This is a genomic window from Cuneatibacter caecimuris, from assembly GCF_004216775.1.
GTDB lineage: Bacteria > Bacillota > Clostridia > Lachnospirales > Lachnospiraceae > Cuneatibacter > Cuneatibacter caecimuris.
Genome location: NZ_SGXF01000001.1, coordinates 1,009,146 through 1,025,328, shown reverse-complemented (window position 1 = coordinate 1,025,328; position 16,183 = coordinate 1,009,146). Strand labels below are relative to the sequence as shown.

The 16,183-nt window shown below is 48.7% G+C and carries 17 protein-coding genes; 12 read left to right on the top strand and 5 right to left on the bottom strand.

Going from position 1 to position 16,183, the window contains the following annotated elements; all coding sequences use genetic code 11:
* Positions 1-12 precede the first annotated feature (12 nt).
* The 9 genes from EV209_RS04895 to EV209_RS04855 all read left to right on the top strand — a co-directional run bounded on the left by EV209_RS04895 (position 13) and on the right by EV209_RS04855 (position 9,651).
* Entirely contained in the window at positions 13-714 is a 702-nt protein-coding gene (locus EV209_RS04895; protein ID WP_130433594.1) for a response regulator transcription factor, read from the top strand.
* Positions 715-739: 25 nt separating this feature from the next.
* Entirely contained in the window at positions 740-1,855 is a 1,116-nt protein-coding gene (locus EV209_RS04890) for a sensor histidine kinase (RefSeq protein ID WP_330520820.1), read from the top strand.
* Entirely contained in the window at positions 1,836-4,145 is a 2,310-nt protein-coding gene (locus EV209_RS04885; protein ID WP_130433590.1) for a DUF8725 domain-containing protein, read from the top strand. The genes EV209_RS04890 and EV209_RS04885 overlap by 20 nt, the downstream gene beginning before the upstream one ends.
* A gap of 2 nt (positions 4,146-4,147) precedes the next feature.
* Positions 4,148-5,080: an ABC transporter ATP-binding protein gene (locus tag EV209_RS04880; protein WP_130433588.1), complete on the top strand. Its 933-nt coding sequence runs from the start codon at positions 4,148-4,150 to the stop codon at positions 5,078-5,080.
* Positions 5,077-5,961, top strand: a complete 885-nt coding sequence (locus EV209_RS04875) for an ABC transporter permease (RefSeq protein ID WP_130433586.1) — start codon at positions 5,077-5,079, stop codon at positions 5,959-5,961. The genes EV209_RS04880 and EV209_RS04875 overlap by 4 nt, the downstream gene beginning before the upstream one ends.
* Positions 5,962-6,053: 92 nt before the next feature.
* Positions 6,054-7,691: an ABC-F family ATP-binding cassette domain-containing protein gene (locus EV209_RS04870; protein ID WP_130433584.1), complete on the top strand. Its 1,638-nt coding sequence runs from the start codon at positions 6,054-6,056 to the stop codon at positions 7,689-7,691.
* On the top strand, positions 7,691-8,446 hold the full coding sequence (locus EV209_RS04865; RefSeq protein WP_130433582.1) for an exodeoxyribonuclease III: 756 nt from the start codon (positions 7,691-7,693) through the stop codon (positions 8,444-8,446). The genes EV209_RS04870 and EV209_RS04865 overlap by 1 nt, the downstream gene beginning before the upstream one ends.
* Positions 8,443-9,135 (top strand): TraX family protein, encoded by a 693-nt coding sequence (locus tag EV209_RS04860; RefSeq protein ID WP_130433580.1) that lies wholly within the window; start codon positions 8,443-8,445, stop codon positions 9,133-9,135. The genes EV209_RS04865 and EV209_RS04860 overlap by 4 nt, the downstream gene beginning before the upstream one ends.
* A 48-nt stretch (positions 9,136-9,183) precedes the next feature.
* Positions 9,184-9,651 (top strand): hypothetical protein, encoded by a 468-nt coding sequence (locus tag EV209_RS04855; RefSeq protein WP_130433578.1) that lies wholly within the window; start codon positions 9,184-9,186, stop codon positions 9,649-9,651.
* A gap of 71 nt (positions 9,652-9,722) precedes the next feature.
* On the opposite strand, the gene EV209_RS04850 is transcribed toward EV209_RS04855, so the two are convergent.
* Positions 9,723-10,064, bottom strand: a complete 342-nt coding sequence (locus EV209_RS04850; protein WP_130433576.1) for a hypothetical protein — start codon at positions 10,062-10,064, stop codon at positions 9,723-9,725.
* Positions 10,065-10,317: 253 nt separating this feature from the next.
* On the opposite strand from EV209_RS04850, the gene purC reads away from it, so the two are divergent.
* Positions 10,318-11,025 (top strand): phosphoribosylaminoimidazolesuccinocarboxamide synthase, encoded by a 708-nt coding sequence (gene purC / locus EV209_RS04845; RefSeq protein ID WP_130433574.1) that lies wholly within the window; start codon positions 10,318-10,320, stop codon positions 11,023-11,025.
* Between the two features lie 18 nt (positions 11,026-11,043).
* Positions 11,044-12,477 (top strand): adenylosuccinate lyase, encoded by a 1,434-nt coding sequence (purB, locus tag EV209_RS04840; RefSeq protein ID WP_130433572.1) that lies wholly within the window; start codon positions 11,044-11,046, stop codon positions 12,475-12,477.
* Here purB and EV209_RS17065 read toward each other — a convergent pair.
* The 4 genes from EV209_RS17065 to EV209_RS04825 all read right to left on the bottom strand — a co-directional run bounded on the left by EV209_RS17065 (position 12,438) and on the right by EV209_RS04825 (position 14,486).
* Complete coding sequence (locus EV209_RS17065; protein WP_408609005.1) at positions 12,438-12,554, bottom strand: hypothetical protein; 117 nt, start codon at positions 12,552-12,554, stop codon at positions 12,438-12,440. The genes purB and EV209_RS17065 overlap by 40 nt on opposite strands.
* A gap of 15 nt (positions 12,555-12,569) precedes the next feature.
* Positions 12,570-13,274 (bottom strand): ImmA/IrrE family metallo-endopeptidase, encoded by a 705-nt coding sequence (locus EV209_RS04835; RefSeq protein ID WP_130433570.1) that lies wholly within the window; start codon positions 13,272-13,274, stop codon positions 12,570-12,572.
* 14 nt (positions 13,275-13,288) lie between these two features.
* The gene (locus tag EV209_RS04830; RefSeq protein ID WP_130433568.1) at positions 13,289-13,609 is read right to left on the bottom strand and encodes a helix-turn-helix domain-containing protein; all 321 of its coding nucleotides are present in this window, start codon (positions 13,607-13,609) and stop codon (positions 13,289-13,291) included.
* A gap of 505 nt (positions 13,610-14,114) precedes the next feature.
* The gene (locus tag EV209_RS04825) at positions 14,115-14,486 is read right to left on the bottom strand and encodes a helix-turn-helix domain-containing protein (protein WP_130433566.1); all 372 of its coding nucleotides are present in this window, start codon (positions 14,484-14,486) and stop codon (positions 14,115-14,117) included.
* Between the two features lie 366 nt (positions 14,487-14,852).
* Between EV209_RS04825 and EV209_RS04820 the strand changes: the two genes are divergently transcribed.
* Entirely contained in the window at positions 14,853-16,130 is a 1,278-nt protein-coding gene (locus tag EV209_RS04820) for an adenylosuccinate synthase (RefSeq protein ID WP_130433564.1), read from the top strand.
* Positions 16,131-16,183: the final 53 nt, after the last annotated feature.

Genomic DNA, 16,183 nt, shown 5'->3' with positions numbered 1-16,183 from the left:
AAGGAAGGAATTATGGCACAGACAAAGATTTTAGTGGTGGATGACGAAAAGGACATTGCAGACCTGCTGGAAATCTATCTGGTGGGAGACGGCTATGCGGTGGCAAAAGCCAACAATGCCCGGGAAGGGCTGGATATCCTGGAAAAAGAAGAGATTTCCCTGGCCCTTTTGGATATTATGATGCCCGGGATGGACGGCCTGGAGATGTGCCGCCGGATTCGCGAAAAACATAATATCCCCATCATCATGCTCAGTGCGAAATCCGCGGATCTGGACAAAATTATGGGGCTTGGGAACGGCGCGGACGACTATGTGACAAAACCCTTTAATCCGTTGGAGCTGATCGCCCGGGTGAAGGCCCAGCTGAGGCGGTATACGGAATTGAATCCAGGCAGCGCGGACGCTTCCCAGCCCAATGAGATAGAGCTGCGGGGGCTTTCAATCAATAAAGAAAATCACCGGGTCACGGTTTATGGGGAGGAAGTCAAGCTGACGCCTATTGAGTTTGATATCCTGTATCTTCTGGCATCCAATCCGGGAAAAGTGTTCAGCACAGACGAAATTTTTGAACGGGTATGGAATGAAAAGGTATATGAGGCCAATAATACTGTGATGGTGCACATACGCCGTCTCCGGGGTAAAATGAAGGAAGAAACCCGGCAGGATAAGATCATCACTACAGTCTGGGGAGTGGGGTATAAGATTGAAAAGTAAGTTCCGGCAAAGCTATCACGGGCAGATGCTGCTGCATGTTCTGATCAGCGGAGCAGTGACCTGCGCGGCAGAAATTATTCTTGTGGTGAATTTCTGGATGATCTTGGGGCTTTTGGAGCAGAACGGATATTCCGGCACCTTCCTGGGGGAAGATATGCCTTCAGTTATTTTTCAGGTGATCTTCTGCACTCTGGCGGGCATCATCCTGTTCACTCTGTGCTTCGGTCTCCTGCAGCGGCGGTCCATCCGTTATGTACGGGAGCTGTCTGAGGCGGTGAGGGACATTGCCGACGGAGACCTGACCAGGACTGTAAAAGTAGACGGAGATGATGAATTTGCGGAAATGGCCTCCCTGCTGAACCGGATGGCAGAGGAGATCAAAGTCCTGATGGCTAAGGAAAGGGATGCGGAGCGTACCAAAAATGAGCTCATCACAAATGTGGCTCATGACCTCAGAACTCCTTTGACTTCAGTAATCGGTTATCTGGAACTGCTCACCTGCGGAAACGTGCGGGATGAGGAGACAAGAAATAAATATCTGGAAATTGCCTGCCAGAAATCCAGACGGCTTCAGAACTTGATTGAAGAGCTTTTTGGGTTTACAAAGCTTACCTACGGAACAATAGCGGTGAAAGTGGGGCGCGTGGATCTGGTAAAGCTTTTGGAACAGTTGCTGGATGAGTTCTATCCTCAGTTTACTGCCAGCGGGCTTACTTATGAATATAAAACAGACGTCCCCTCATTGATGATGAACGGAGACGGGAATTTGCTGGCAAGGCTGTTTGACAACCTGATCAATAATGCTATTAAATATGGCGCGGATGGAAAACTGGTCAGGGTAGTCCTGCGCCTGGAGGACCAGACGGTAGCGGTCCAGGTAATCAATTTTGGCTATGTGATTCCTCCGAAGGATCTGGCGCAGATATTTAATAAGTTCTACAGAGTGGAACGGGCCAGATCGTCGCAGTCAGGAGGAACGGGCCTGGGCCTGGCGATCGCGAGGAATATTGCAGAGCTTCACGGAGGAAGTATTGACGTCAGCAGCGATATCAGGGGCACAGTATTTGAAGTGAAGCTGCCCACAGACTATAATTTCCGTAAGGAAGGATTTGAGGCAGAAAATGAGCTGGAGCAGGTTTGACAGAATTAAGAAACAAATAGTTTTTGCCGGCGCGCTGCTGTTTTGCCTGACAGCGCCGCTGTCTGTCTGGGGCAGCGTAAATGTGAAAGAACAGGCTGCCGCACAGGTTCTTACGGCAGATATAGAATGTGGGTATGGAGGCTTGACCGGAAGCGACAGGTATGTACCGGTACGTATTACGATAAAAGCGGAGGAGGCGTTCCGCGGAACAGTATCGATTTATTTGATGGACGAGCTGTCAGAAAATTATATATATCAAAAGGATCTGGAGCTGAGAAAAGGGCAGGAGAGGAGGGTTTCATTTACTGTACCAGTGCTGAAAGGGGAAGGCACCCGGGTGGTAATTCAGGAAGACGGAGGGGAAATTGTTTATGAAAAAGCCCTGGAACCCACCGGACTGGACAGCAATCTGTTCTACGTGGGTATTTTGTCAGACGAAGAAAACTCCCTGAAATACCTGGATGCTTATCCCATGTATTCCGGTTCCAGCATGCAGTGTGAAACGTATCATTTATCCATGTCTGAACTCCCCTATAAGGCCAAAGACCTGGACTTGTTTGATATGATCATAATTAATAATATGGATACGGAAAAAATCAGCCTTAACAGAAGAGAAACGCTGCTGGAATGGGCCAGAAACGGCGGATGGCTGATTTTTGGCGCCGGGGATCAGGCAGTGAAGACACTGTCCGGTTTTTCAAAGGACCTAGGAATCAAAGTGGAGGAAGTAATGACGTCAGAGGATGATTATTCTCTGGCTAAGGTCTCTATGGATCAGTCGGACCAGATCAGCGTGGATGAGAACGGCTGTGCGATTTATCAGCGGCGCCGTCTGGGGAATGGCTGGGTGGGAATTGTAGCCTATGATATGGAGGCTGTGGCAGAATCCTCCAGATGGGAGGAGGAGGCTACCAGTCTGATGTTTTCCAGACTGATCAGCAAATCTGCCCTGGATGATTCCTTGTCTGGAAGGAGTGCGGGCAGCCAGATATATTATCAGCTGGCCGGAGTTCCCGAAACCGGACAGATGCCTTCTGTATTTTTGTATGGAGGGATTCTGACGTCTTATGTTCTGATTGTGCTGCCGGGACTGTACCTGCTGCTGAAGAAGAAAGACAGACTATTTTATTTCAGAAGCGGGGTAGCTGCGTCTGCGGTAATTTTTGCGATTTTGATTTATGCAGCCAGCAGCAATACCAGATTTTCTTCCCCCTTCTGCAATTATGTGATGTACCGTGAGATTGATGAAGAAGTTCAGAGAGATCAGATTTTAACCAGCATCCAGTCCCCCGGAAACTGGCGGTATGAAGCAGAGATTGCCGGGACTGTTGAGTTAAAGCCCATTCTGGATATCAGCATGGGGAATTCCTCCAGAAGTTCCAGCCGGACGGTGATCGGAGGAGAAGCCGGAAAAAATGTGATCAGTTTTCAAAAAATGGTTGCTTTTTATCCCAGATACTTTGAACTGGAACAGAAGAGAAGAGAAACGGACCAGAGGATTGACTCGGAAATCACCTCAGGGCCCGGCGGGCTGACGGGTACGCTGACCAACCATTTGGGCATTAACCTGGAGCAGGCTGCAATTTTCTGGTATGGAAATGTTGTTCCGCTGGGATATGTGGCAAAGGATCAGACCATTGATCTGTCCTCTTATAAATGCTACAGCTATCAGGAGGAAAGTATCTGGGAGGCCGCGGTCAAAGTGGCAAATGGAAAGCTGACAGGTTCTTACCGTGTGGGAGACAGCAGGACTGCAGCCCAGCGGGCGGATATTCTGAGCAGTTATCTGGGCAGGCGGTTCTCGAATTACAGTGAGGACGTATGTATTGTGGGATTTGCCAGCCGTGTGCCGGAAGGGCCCGAGTCAATTATTAATTACGAATCCCATGGGACTACGCTGGTAGCCGCATCTCTGGATGTTTCTAAAAAAGGGGAAGGCGGCATCTATCAGAGCGTGCTTCAGGATGAGCCGGTGCCCGTGGTGGGCGGATATTACGGCGACGGAACGCCCTATGCGGAGAGTACGGTTCTGGATTATCAGATCCGGCCGCACATGAAACTTCGCCGGCTGATGCTGCGGGACTGCAGCCTTGGAGGAAAAAGCCCTCAGGGGGAAATGTATTTTTATAATTGGCAGACCAGGGAGTTTGATCTGGCGGCCAGCGGCCAGACCAGCTGGAGCGCGGAGGAACTTATGCCCTATCTGCTTGACAGCTCTTTGCGGGTAAAATGGACTTCAGGAGAAAACACCGGAAAGATTCCCAGTTTTTCGATGCTTTGGGAGGAATGAGAATGCTGGAAATAAGAGATCTTCGCAAGGATTATGGAAAAATCTGCGCTCTGGACGGCCTGAACCTGACGCTGCAGCCCGGGGAGATTCTGGGGCTGGTGGGACCAAACGGGGCCGGGAAGACCACCCTCTTAAAAATTTTGGCAGGACTTTTGCGTTCAGAATCGGGAAAGATCCTGATCGAAGGGAAGGATATGGCCAGGACGCCGTCAAAGCTGAGAGAGCACATCGGGTACGTACCGGATTTTTTTGGCGTGTATGATAATTTAAGAGTGGAAGAATATATGGAGTTTTACTGCAATGCCAACGGGATTTACGGTTTGCTGGCACGGCAGAAGGGGCAGGAGCTGCTGGAGCGGGTGGATCTTCTGGAGAAAAAGGAGCAGCCGGTGGACAGCTTGTCCAGGGGGATGAAGCAGAGGCTCTGCGTGGCCCGGGCACTGGTGTCAGAGCCGGCTTATCTGGTTCTGGATGAACCGGCCTCGGGCATGGACCCATCCATCCGGGCCGAGCTGAAAGAGATCCTTCAAGGGCTCTCAGAACAGGGAACCGGAGTGCTGATCAGTTCCCACATGCTGACAGACCTGAGTCAGTACAGCACCAGCGTCGGGCTGATACGAAAGGGAAGGATTATCCTCCAGGGCAGCCTGGAGGAGGTGATCCTGCGGATGTCCGGCGACCGGCCGATTGTGATGACAGTACAGGGGCCGCTGGAAAGGGCAGTGCGGCTGCTGAAGGAACATCCATTAGTGGAAACGCTGTCAGTTTCTCCTCCGGCTATCATGGTTACCTGGAAAGGTACAGTACAGGAGGAACCGGCATTGCTGAGAACTCTGGTGGAAGCCGGTGTTGCAGTTTCCTCCTTCGGGCGTGAAGCAGGCAGTCTGGAGGACGTGTTCTGGCAGATGAACGGAAAGGAGGGGCAGAAGAAATGAAAGCCAATCCGGTGTATTTAAAAGAGAGCCGCAGCTCGCTGCGGTCGGTTCGTACAATTGTTATTCTGATGGCTTTTAACGGTCTGCTGGCAGCGGCGGGGATTCTGAGCCTGTACATTATTGTGGAACAGCGCAGAGGTACAGGTGTAATTTATTATTCTGAATTTCTTCAGATGTATGTGGTGCTGGCCTATATGGAAATGCTGTTTTTGCTGTTTATCATGCCGGCGCTGACAGCCACCAGTATTTCAGGAGAACGGGAACGCCAGACTCTGGACATCATGCTGTGTACGAAAATGAAGCCGGTGGCTATTGTGATCGGAAAACTGCAGGCGGCGGTGGCAACCACGTTTTTGATTCTCCTTTCCAGTATGCCGGTGCTGGCTCTCGTATTTATTTTTGGAGGAGTACAGTTCATAGATCTGCTCTATCTGATGATGGTGATGTTTGTGATCGGATGCCTTGTGGGAAGCGCGGGAATACTTTTTTCTGCCCTGACGAGAAAAAATATTCTCTCCATGGCGGCATCCTATCTCTGGATGATTTTTATTACTGTGGGTACGCTGACGATTGTATATATCATCCGCTATGCATGGGCGGCCACGCACCAGGGGATGGTGCCGGCATGGCCGTCCTACCTCCTGCTGTGCAACCCGGCCGTGACATTTTATATTGTGGTCAATGAGCAGGCAGGAGACAGGGGGGCTCTCCCAACGCTGCTTCAGAACCTGGGCGCGGTGCCAAATGGATGGATAACGGAACAGTGGGTACCGGTGAGCCTGGTGATACAAATGCTGATTGCCATGCTGCTGCTGTGGATGGCAGCCAGGCTGATCGACCCTCTGTCAGGGAAAAGCCGGAAAAGAGGGGAAGAATTATGAGATTCTCAGGGAAAGGGCTTGCAAAATACGCATTTTCCTGTAAAATAAACATGTTGACTATAGTAAGAACCTGATGAAAGGGTTATGCAGAAATGATTAGTGCCAATAATGTAACGCTGAGGGTCGGCAAAAAGGCCCTGTTTGAAGATGTGAATATTAAATTTACGGAAGGAAACTGCTATGGCCTCATTGGAGCCAACGGCGCGGGTAAATCCACCTTCCTGCGGATTCTTTCCGGCCAGCTGGAGCCCACAAACGGTACTGTAGTGATTACGCCGGGCCAGAGGCTTTCTGTGCTGGAACAGGATCATTTTAAATATGACGAATGCGTGGTCCTGGATACAGTGATGATGGGCAATGCCCGTCTGTTTGAGATCATGAAGGAAAAGGACGAAATTTATGCCAAGCCCGACTTTTCCGATGAAGACGGTATCCGCGCCAGCGAACTGGAAGCGGAGTTCGCAAATATGAACGGCTGGGAAGCGGAGTCTGACGCGGCCACGCTGTTAAACGGCCTTGGAATTGAAACGGAGCTGCATGCAAAGCTGATGAAAGATCTGAACGGCAGCGACAAGGTGAAGGTGCTGCTGGCCAGGGCCCTGTTTGGAAATCCTGATATTCTGCTGCTGGACGAGCCTACAAACCATCTGGATCTGGCTGCCATTAACTGGCTGGAGGAGTTTCTGATTAATTTTGAAAACACTGTGATTGTAGTTTCCCATGACCGGTATTTTCTGAATAAGGTCTGTACGCATATTGCGGATATCGACTATGCAAAAATCCAGCTGTATTCCGGCAACTATGATTTCTGGTATGAGTCCAGCCAGCTGATGGTCAAGCAGATGAAGGAAGCCAACCGGAAAAAAGAAGAAAAAATCAAGGAGCTGCAGGAATTCATCCAGCGTTTCTCTGCCAACGCGTCTAAAAGCAAGCAGGCTACTTCCAGAAAACGGGCTCTGGAAAAAATCGAGCTGGATGAGATCCGTCCTTCCAGCAGGAAATATCCTTACATTGATTTCCGGCCGGAACGGGAAATCGGCAATGAGGTTCTGGCAGTGGAAGGGCTGACGAAGAGCATCGACGGAGTGAAAGTGCTGGACAATCTGACCTTTACCCTGAATCATGAGGATAAGGTGGCTTTTGTAGGCGCCAACGAGCTGGCCAAGACTACGCTGTTCCAGATCCTGATGGGTGAGCTGGAGCCGGACGCCGGAACCTACAGATGGGGAGTGACTACCTCCCAGGCTTATTTTCCAAAGGACAGCACAAAAGAGTTTGACAATGACTATGTGATCTATGACTGGCTGATGCAGTATTCCCCGGTAAAGGATATCACCTATGTGCGCGGTTTCCTGGGCCGCATGCTGTTTGCCGGAGAAGACGGTGCCAAACAGGTGAAGGTTCTTTCCGGCGGCGAGAAAGTGCGCTGCCTGCTGTCTAAAATGATGATCAGCGGGGCTAACTGCCTGATTTTCGACGAGCCCACCAACCATCTGGATATGGAATCCATCACTGCCCTGAACAATGGCATGATCAAGTTTCCTGGGGTGATTTTGTTTGCTTCCCATGACCATCAGATCGTGCAGACTACGGCGAACCGGATTATCGAACTGCTGCCGGGCGGATATATCGACAAGATTACTACCTATGACGAATACCTGGAAAGCGACGAGATGGCAATGAAGCGGCAGATCTATACTGTGAGTGAAGAACAAGAGGCGGATGACTGATGAAAAAATTGATTTCCTGGAATGTGAACGGCCTGCGGGCCTGTCTGAACAAAGGGTTTCTGGATTATTTTCATGAGGCGGACGCAGATGTTTTCTGCCTGCAGGAGACCAAGCTGCAGGCAGGCCAGGTGGAACTGGATCTGCCGGGCTACCGCCAGTTCTGGAATTACGCAGAGAAAAAAGGATATTCCGGCACAGCTATTTTTACAAAAGAAGAGCCTTTGTCAGTGGCTTATGGCATTGGCGCCGAAGAGCATGACAGGGAAGGACGGGTAATTGCAGCTGAATTTCCGGATTATTATGTAGTGGTCTGTTATACGCCCAATTCCCAGAACGAGCTGGCCAGACTGCCTTACAGGATGGAGTGGGAAGACGCTTTCAGGGCTTATCTGAAAAAGCTGGAAGAGCATAAGCCGGTGATCCTCTGCGGCGACCTGAATGTGGCTCATCAGGAAATTGACCTGAAGAATCCGAAAACCAACAGAAAGAACGCCGGCTTTACGGATGAAGAAAGAAATAAAATGACAGAGCTTCTGTCCGCCGGATTTGTGGACACTTTCCGCCATTTTTATCCGGATCAGAAGGATATTTACTCCTGGTGGTCTTACCGGTTCCGGGCCAGGGAGAAAAATGCCGGATGGCGTATTGATTATTTTATCGTGTCTGAAAGCCTGAAGGAACGGCTGGCGGATGCCAAAATCCATACTGAAATCCTGGGCAGCGACCATTGCCCGGTGGAACTGGATCTCATATGAGGGGGCTGAGTGCACAGGCTCTCCGGATTACTGCGGCGCTTTCTATGGTTATTGACCATGTGGGCGCTGTTTTTTTTCCAGAGGCGGTCTGGATGACTGCCGTCGGGAGAATCGCATACCCTTTGTTTGCATTTCTGATTGTAGAAGGCGCAGTGCATACCCGGGACTGGAAAAAATACGCGCTGCGGCTGCTTCTGCTGGCAGTAATTTCTGAACTGCCCTTTGACTGGCTCACGCTGGAGGCAGGGATCTGGACAGAGGAGGCATGGCATATAGGGATATTTTCACTGGAGAGGCAGAATACGGTGTTTACGCTGCTGGCAGGGCTGCTGGTGGCGGAAGCAGCCGTGCGGGGAGACGCCAGACAAAATCCATATATCGGATTTCTGGCTGCTGTGGCAGGAGCGGGAGCAGCCTGGCTTCTGCAATTTGATTATGGTGGAGCGGGAGTCCTGTTGATTTATTTCTTCTACCTGTTCCGGGGCAGCTTCTGGCTGCAGGCACTGTCTCTGGGGCTCCTCTCTGTTTTGGCAATGGGGGGACTGCAGGTTTTCGCCCTGGCTGCAGCTGTTCCTATTTTCCTTTACAGCGGCAGAAACGGGAGAGCGGGAAGAGCTGCTCAGGCAGGAATGTATCTGTTTTATCCTCTGCATTTGATTGTCATCAGCATGATTGGAGCATTACTGTAAAAAATAGCGGCATCCAGCGGTACTAATTGCAGAAGGAGATGGTCAAGTATGAATTCCCAAAAAAGTTTCACAGTAAAAAACCCGCCGTTGATTTTCTGGCTATGTATATGTATCCTGGTGTTTTTTGTCATTCTTGTATCAGTGTATACTATATTTTCATCTTCCCCGCATACGGGACTGTATGTTTGCACAGCAATTTTAGTGTTTATTCCTGGAACATTCATTACTCTGTGGACAAAAATGTTCAGAATAGAAGTGAGAGGCACCATGGTTTCAGCCAGAAAAGGCCTGGGGTTAATTAACTTTAACTTTGATGTATCGGACATTGCAAAAGTAGAATGGAAAATCATAGAAACAAAGTATGGTAAAAATGAGAAAATTACTGTTTTTACGTCAAAAGGTAAAAAAATATCAATAGAGCCAATTATGGTTAATTCGGGGAAAATGATAAAATTTATTGAAGAAAATGTTGATAAAACCAGAATAAAAAAGACTTACAAGGATTTCACATCTTAGTAAAGAGTATTATTATGAAAAAGAATCCCGTTCGAGGGATTCTTTTTCATCCAATAGAATTTCTCCTGTATTTACTTTGTAGGGTCCATTCTGGATTCCAGATCGTTGACGCCGCTTTCGATTGCATTGCCGGCGTCCTCCAGACCTTTGCTGATATCGTCGCCGATGTTTGTGCTGCTGTCGTTTCGTTCATCTGTAGTAGTCACTTCTCCGGGCATTTTTTCGGTGGAATCTTCGGAAGATTCATCCATAGCGCTGGTATGGACCTCTGTCCCAGCCTCAGTAGTGCCTTTCCCTGAGCTGGCAGAAGAACTGCCGGCGGTATCTTTTTTGTCGTCTCCGCCGCAGCCGGCCGCCATTGCGAACACCAGAACCATTGCGAGCATAACTGCCCATTTTTTCATGTGCTTCATAACGCTCTCTCCTTTTCTTGCATAGAAATCATACTGAGCGGCATCATGCAGAATGCTTTGGCCTCTCATACAAATATTCTGTACAATACCTGAGGAAAACAGGCAGGGAATTTATGGAAAAAATAGAAAACAGCGGATTCGGGTTTGTATACATTGGATATTGCTTTCTAATATCAGATGTATTATAATTCTGGTGTAATGGAGATTCCGCCCATTTGGGCAGATAATAATGGACAAGGACAGGTGGAGACGAATGAAGAAGTTAGAGCAGCTCTATGAAGGCAAAGCGAAAAAAGTGTTCAAAACAGATGTGGAAGATGTTTATATCGTATCCTACAAGGATGACGCAACTGCGTTCAACGGCCTGAAGAAGGGGACCATTGCCGGAAAAGGCGCGATCAACAATATGATGACCAACCGCATTTTTAAAATGCTGGAAGAAAAGGGCATTCCCACACATCTGGTAGAAGAGCTGAGCGAGCGTGAGACTGCTGTTAAAGCCGTGGAGATCGTGCCGCTGGAAGTGATCGTGCGCAATGTGGCCGCGGGCAGCTTCTCCAAAAAACTGGGTATTGAAGAAGGCACAAAACTTCTGGCCCCCACACTGGAATTCAGTTATAAAAATGATGAGCTGGGCGACCCTTTTATCAATGATTATTATGCAATCGCTCTGGGACTTGCGACCCGTGAGGAGATTGAAAAGATTACCGAGCTGGTGCTCAAGGTAAATGAGATTCTGAAAGAGTACTTTAAACAGGCCAATATAGATCTGATTGACTTCAAAGTGGAGTTTGGCCGTTATCACGGTGAAATTGTTCTGGCGGACGAAATCTCTCCTGATACCTGCCGTTTCTGGGACAGTGAAACTCATGATCATCTGGATAAGGACCGCTTCAGAAGAGATCTGGGCAATGTAGAGGACGCTTATATGGAAGTGGCAAAACGTCTGGGAATCCAGTGAGCAGGAGGAATAGGAACTATGTCAACTGACCGCTATCAAAGCCCTTTGTCTGAGAGATATGCCAGCAAAGAGATGCAGTATATTTTTTCGCCGGATAAAAAGTTCCGCACCTGGAGGCGTCTCTGGATTGCGCTGGCGGAAACCGAACAGGAACTGGGGCTGCCTGTCACGGATGAACAGATTGAGGAACTGAAAGCCCATAAGGATGATATCAATTATGATGTGGCGAAAGAAAGAGAAGCACTGGTGCGCCATGACGTGATGTCTCATGTATACGCCTATGGGACGCAGTGCCCTAAGGCGAAGGGGATTATCCATCTGGGAGCGACCTCCTGTTATGTGGGGGACAATACAGACATTATTGTTATGACAGAAGCGCTGAAGCTGGTGAAGAAAAAACTGGTGAATGTTATATCCGAACTGGCCGGATTCGCCGAACAGTATAAGGATCAGCCCACTCTGGCGTTCACCCATTTTCAGCCTGCGCAGCCTACTACAGTGGGCAAGAGGGCCACGCTGTGGCTGATGGACTTGAAACTGGATCTGGACGATCTGGATTATCTGATCGGTTCCATGCGCCTGCTGGGGTCTAAAGGAACCACCGGTACCCAGGCCAGTTTTCTGGAATTGTTTGACGGCGACCATGAAAAATGCCGCAGAGTGGATCAGAGGATCGCTGAAAAGATGGGATTTCCCGGCTGCTATCCTGTTTCCGGGCAGACCTATTCCCGGAAGGTGGACAGCCGTGTGCTCAGCGTTCTGGCCGGAATTGCACAGAGCGCCCATAAATTTTCTAATGATATCCGCCTGCTGCAGCATCTGAAGGAAATTGAAGAGCCTTTTGAGAAAAATCAGATCGGTTCTTCTGCCATGGCTTACAAAAGGAACCCTATGCGCAGCGAACGCATCGCTTCTCTGGCAAATTATGTCATGGCGGATATGATCAATCCCATGATGGTAGCTTCTACCCAGTGGTTTGAGCGGACACTGGATGATTCTGCGAATAAGCGGCTGAGTGTGCCGGAGGGATTTCTGGCAGTGGATGGTATTCTGGATTTGTATATGAACGTGGTGGACGGCCTGGTGGTGTATCCAAAAGTGATCGAAAAACGCCTGATGTCCGAGCTGCCTTTTATGGCAACTGAAAATATCATGATGGATGCGGTGAAAGCCGGCGGTGACCGCCAGGAGCTGCATGAAAAGATCCGTCAGCTTTCTATGGAAGCCGGAAAGAATGTGAAGGTGAACGGCGGGGACAATAACCTGCTGGAGCTGATTGCAGCTGATCCTGCCTTTAATTTGTCTTTGGAAGACCTGAAAAAGACCATGGACCCTTCCCGGTATACAGGACGGGCAAAAGAACAGACTGAAGAATTCCTGCGGGATGTGATTGCTCCGCTGCTGGAAGAAAATCAGGAACTGTTGGGGCTGAAGGCTGAGATTAATGTTTGATCAGCCGTAAATCTGACAGAAAAAAAGAGATCCTGTTTCCGGGAAATTTCTGGAAAACAGGATCTTTTATAATACAGCGCTATTGGTGGATATCAGCAATGGCTGCGGAAATATCCCATAATCCGGGTCTCCGGACACAGAGGATCTTCCCGGGAACAGTTCTCTAATGGAGCCAGCCGTTCCCAGCAGCCGAAGCACAGGCTGACCCGGGGCTGATTGTAAATATCCGCATTGCAGCAGCGGCACTTCTCATGGCTGAACACAAACCCACCATGCTGTTCATTATAAAAATGCAGATAGAAAGCACGGTCAACAGAATTCATGCGAAAATGAACGTGGCATTCCCATTGCCTGCAGTCCTCCAGCACATAACCCGATGCCTCTCTGGTGATCAGAAACAGCCGGGCCACGCTGGCGGCGGTCTGGCACCTGGCATAATGGACAGCCATACGGGGGGCCAGCAGATGGCTGGCAAAATAATTGGCTTCTGCTTCAAACTCAGGAGTTTCCCGGTCATGGCCGAGCAGGATATGTCCTAATTCGTGCATCAAAGAAAAACGTACCCTGCCGCTGCAGCCTGCCTCATTGTAATAGACGGAGTTCCCATAACGGCAGGCATCCTCTGTGAAACGCAGGATCTCCCGGTACAGGATGGGATTGGTTTCCCGAAGCTCCTGATATGAAAACAGCCTGATGCGGTAATGCTCCAAAATCTCAAAACAATCCACCGGAAAAGTCTGTATGCCGCAATGCCGGTATACTTCTAATATTTTTTGCTGGATATAGTTTTTATCCAATGCGAATCACTGCCTTATTTTTCATTTTCCGACAGCAGTTTAATCAGATGCATCCTCTCTTCTGTGGTCAGTTTTTTTCCATTACGGGCGATGAGAATTTCCATCTGCTCGTAGGATACGGACTGCTTGTCCTGTTCCGCCATCTGGTTCAGATCCTCCACACGGATTCCAAGATTCTGGCAGACCAGCACCACGTTATTGACACTGGCCCGGCCAACTCCGTTTTTCAGAATCGTATAAAGCGTACTTTCCGGTATTCCGCATTTCAAAGCAAATGACCGGATGGAATATCCGCTTTCTTTTATCAACCGTTCCAATATTTTTGCTTTTTCCATCACTGCTCTCCTTTGCTTTTTTCTTTATTATAAGGGAAAAGATTCCGGTTGTAAAGTGAAAGCTGCGGGAATTTCCTGTTTTACGGATAATCGTAAAACAGTGGCTTTTCAAGCACTACAAATAATAAAAAAAATAAAAATATCAGGGCACTGACAAAACTGATGTTCGGTAAAAATAGTATATATGAACTGGTAAATAATGTCAATACTATATATGACTATTTCGGAAAGAAATGAATCATTTTGGTAACAACAAAACAGACGGACTGCCAAGGATAGATTATCAGTCCATTTATTATTGCTAACATTGACCCCATTAGCTCTTTTCAGCTTGCAATCCCCCATTATACTGTCATTCATAAAAATTTCTGCTTCATTGGGATTAGAAGAGTTTTAGAAGCACTTCAGGCAGAACGTTCTCAAAGTACAAATGAAAGTTCCTGTAGACACGCCCGTACAAGGAGGGCGCAGAATAAAAGGCCGGGCTGCCGGCAGCAGTCCTGAGTTATTCAAAGGTAACATCCACACATTTCAGCGGCGTCTTTTTTTTTAGAAGCTCATACTGGTGTTTAATAATACGCAGTACGAGCTTTTGATCCTGCAGGCTGAGGGCGCTGTACATCATCATCAGCTGATTGAATTCCTCAGGAATTTTGTGGAAAGGGAAGGAATTGCCTGTGCGTCCCAGGATATAGTCCACACTGACTCCATAAAAATCTGCCAGAATCAGCAGCATCTCCACTGATGGCTGCCTCCTTCCGTTTTCGTAAAAAGAATAGGCTTCACGGCTGATATTTAACCGGTCAGCAACATAGGCCTGAGTATATTGGGATTGAACTCGAAGCTGTTTCAGGCGTTTCGCCAGGGAATCCAGCATAGTATATCTCCTTTCGGAATCCAGAGGTTAAAATAACCATCATTTTTAATCATTATAACCCCAAAACAAACTTTTTGAAAGATATTCCGTAAAATGTGACAAAATGTTACATTATTCGCCACGAGGAAGAAACCGATGAATTATTTTTTGCCGGTAAGGGGCAATCTATAAAAAATATAGATTGCAGTTGATTTTCAGTAGATTTTCCTTTATACTGAGAAATGGTTTTTTTATAATTAATAAGAAGCTTTGCAGAGACAGGAACCCGTGCGCGAAGAATAGCTGCCTGACAGGGCGCGGAGGAGAGCTGATGCTGAAACGGCAGGCAGGTTTTAGCACCTAAAATGATTTTCAGGAGGACAAACTATGGTAAGAGCAATCGTAGGCGCCAACTGGGGTGACGAAGGAAAAGGCAAAATAACAGATATGCTGGCGGAAGAATCTGATATTATTGTACGGTTCCAGGGAGGCAGCAATGCCGGACACACTATTATCAATGATTATGGCAGATTTGCACTGCATTTGCTGCCGTCCGGTGTGTTTTACCGTCATACCACCAGCATTATCGGCAATGGTGTGGCTTTGAATATTCCCTATCTGTTCAATGAAGTGAAATCACTGACGGATCAGGGAGTTCCGGCTCCGAAAATTCTGGTATCCGACCGCGCCCAGATCCTGATGCCTTACCATGTGGATTTTGATAAATATGAAGAAGAGCGTTTGGGAGGAAAATCCTTTGGCTCCACAAAATCCGGTATTGCTCCTTTCTATTCCGATAAGTATGCGAAGATTGGTTTCCAGGTCAGCGAGCTGTTTGAGGAAGACGTGCTTCGGGATAAAGTGTACCGGGTTTGCGAAATGAAAAATATTATGCTGGAGCATTTATATCATAAGCCTGCCATCAATCCGGTAGAATTGCTGGATACCTTGCATTCCTACCGGGAAATGGTGGCTCCTTATGTATGCGATGTTTCCGCTTACCTGTATCAGGCTTTGAAGGAGGGGAAGAAGGTCCTGCTGGAAGGCCAGCTGGGATCCTTGAAAGATCCAGATCATGGGATTTACCCCATGGTGACTTCTTCTTCCACTCTGGCCGCTTACGGCGCGATCGGCGCGGGCATACCGCCCTATGAAATCACGAATATCACGACAGTGGTGAAAGCGTACTCCAGCGCGGTGGGTGCGGGAGCGTTTGTCAGTGAAATTTTCGGTGAAGAGGCGGAAGAACTGCGCAGGCGCGGCGGGGATAAAGGAGAGTTCGGGGCTACGACAGGCCGCCCCAGGAGAGTGGGCTGGTTCGACGCGGTTGCCAGCCGCTACGGCTGCCGCATCCAGGGCGCTACGGAAGTGGCTCTGACCGTATTGGACGTGCTGGGCTATCTGGACGAACTGCCCATCTGCGTGGGGTATGAAATTGACGGTCAAGTGACAAAGGATTTCCCTGTGACGGTGAGGCTGGAAAAAGCAAAGCCGGTCTGGAAAGTTCTGCCCGGCTGGAAATGCGATATCCGGGGAATAAAGAAATATGAGGACCTTCCGGAGAACTGCCGGAGGTACATTGAAACGATTGAGGAAGAACTGGGCGTGCCGGTTACTATGGTTTCCAACGGTCCGGAACGCCATGAGATCATCAGACGCTCATAATAATTAAGAAGCAGCAGGCCCGCCGGGAACGGGCAGCGGCAGAAACGGTTAGA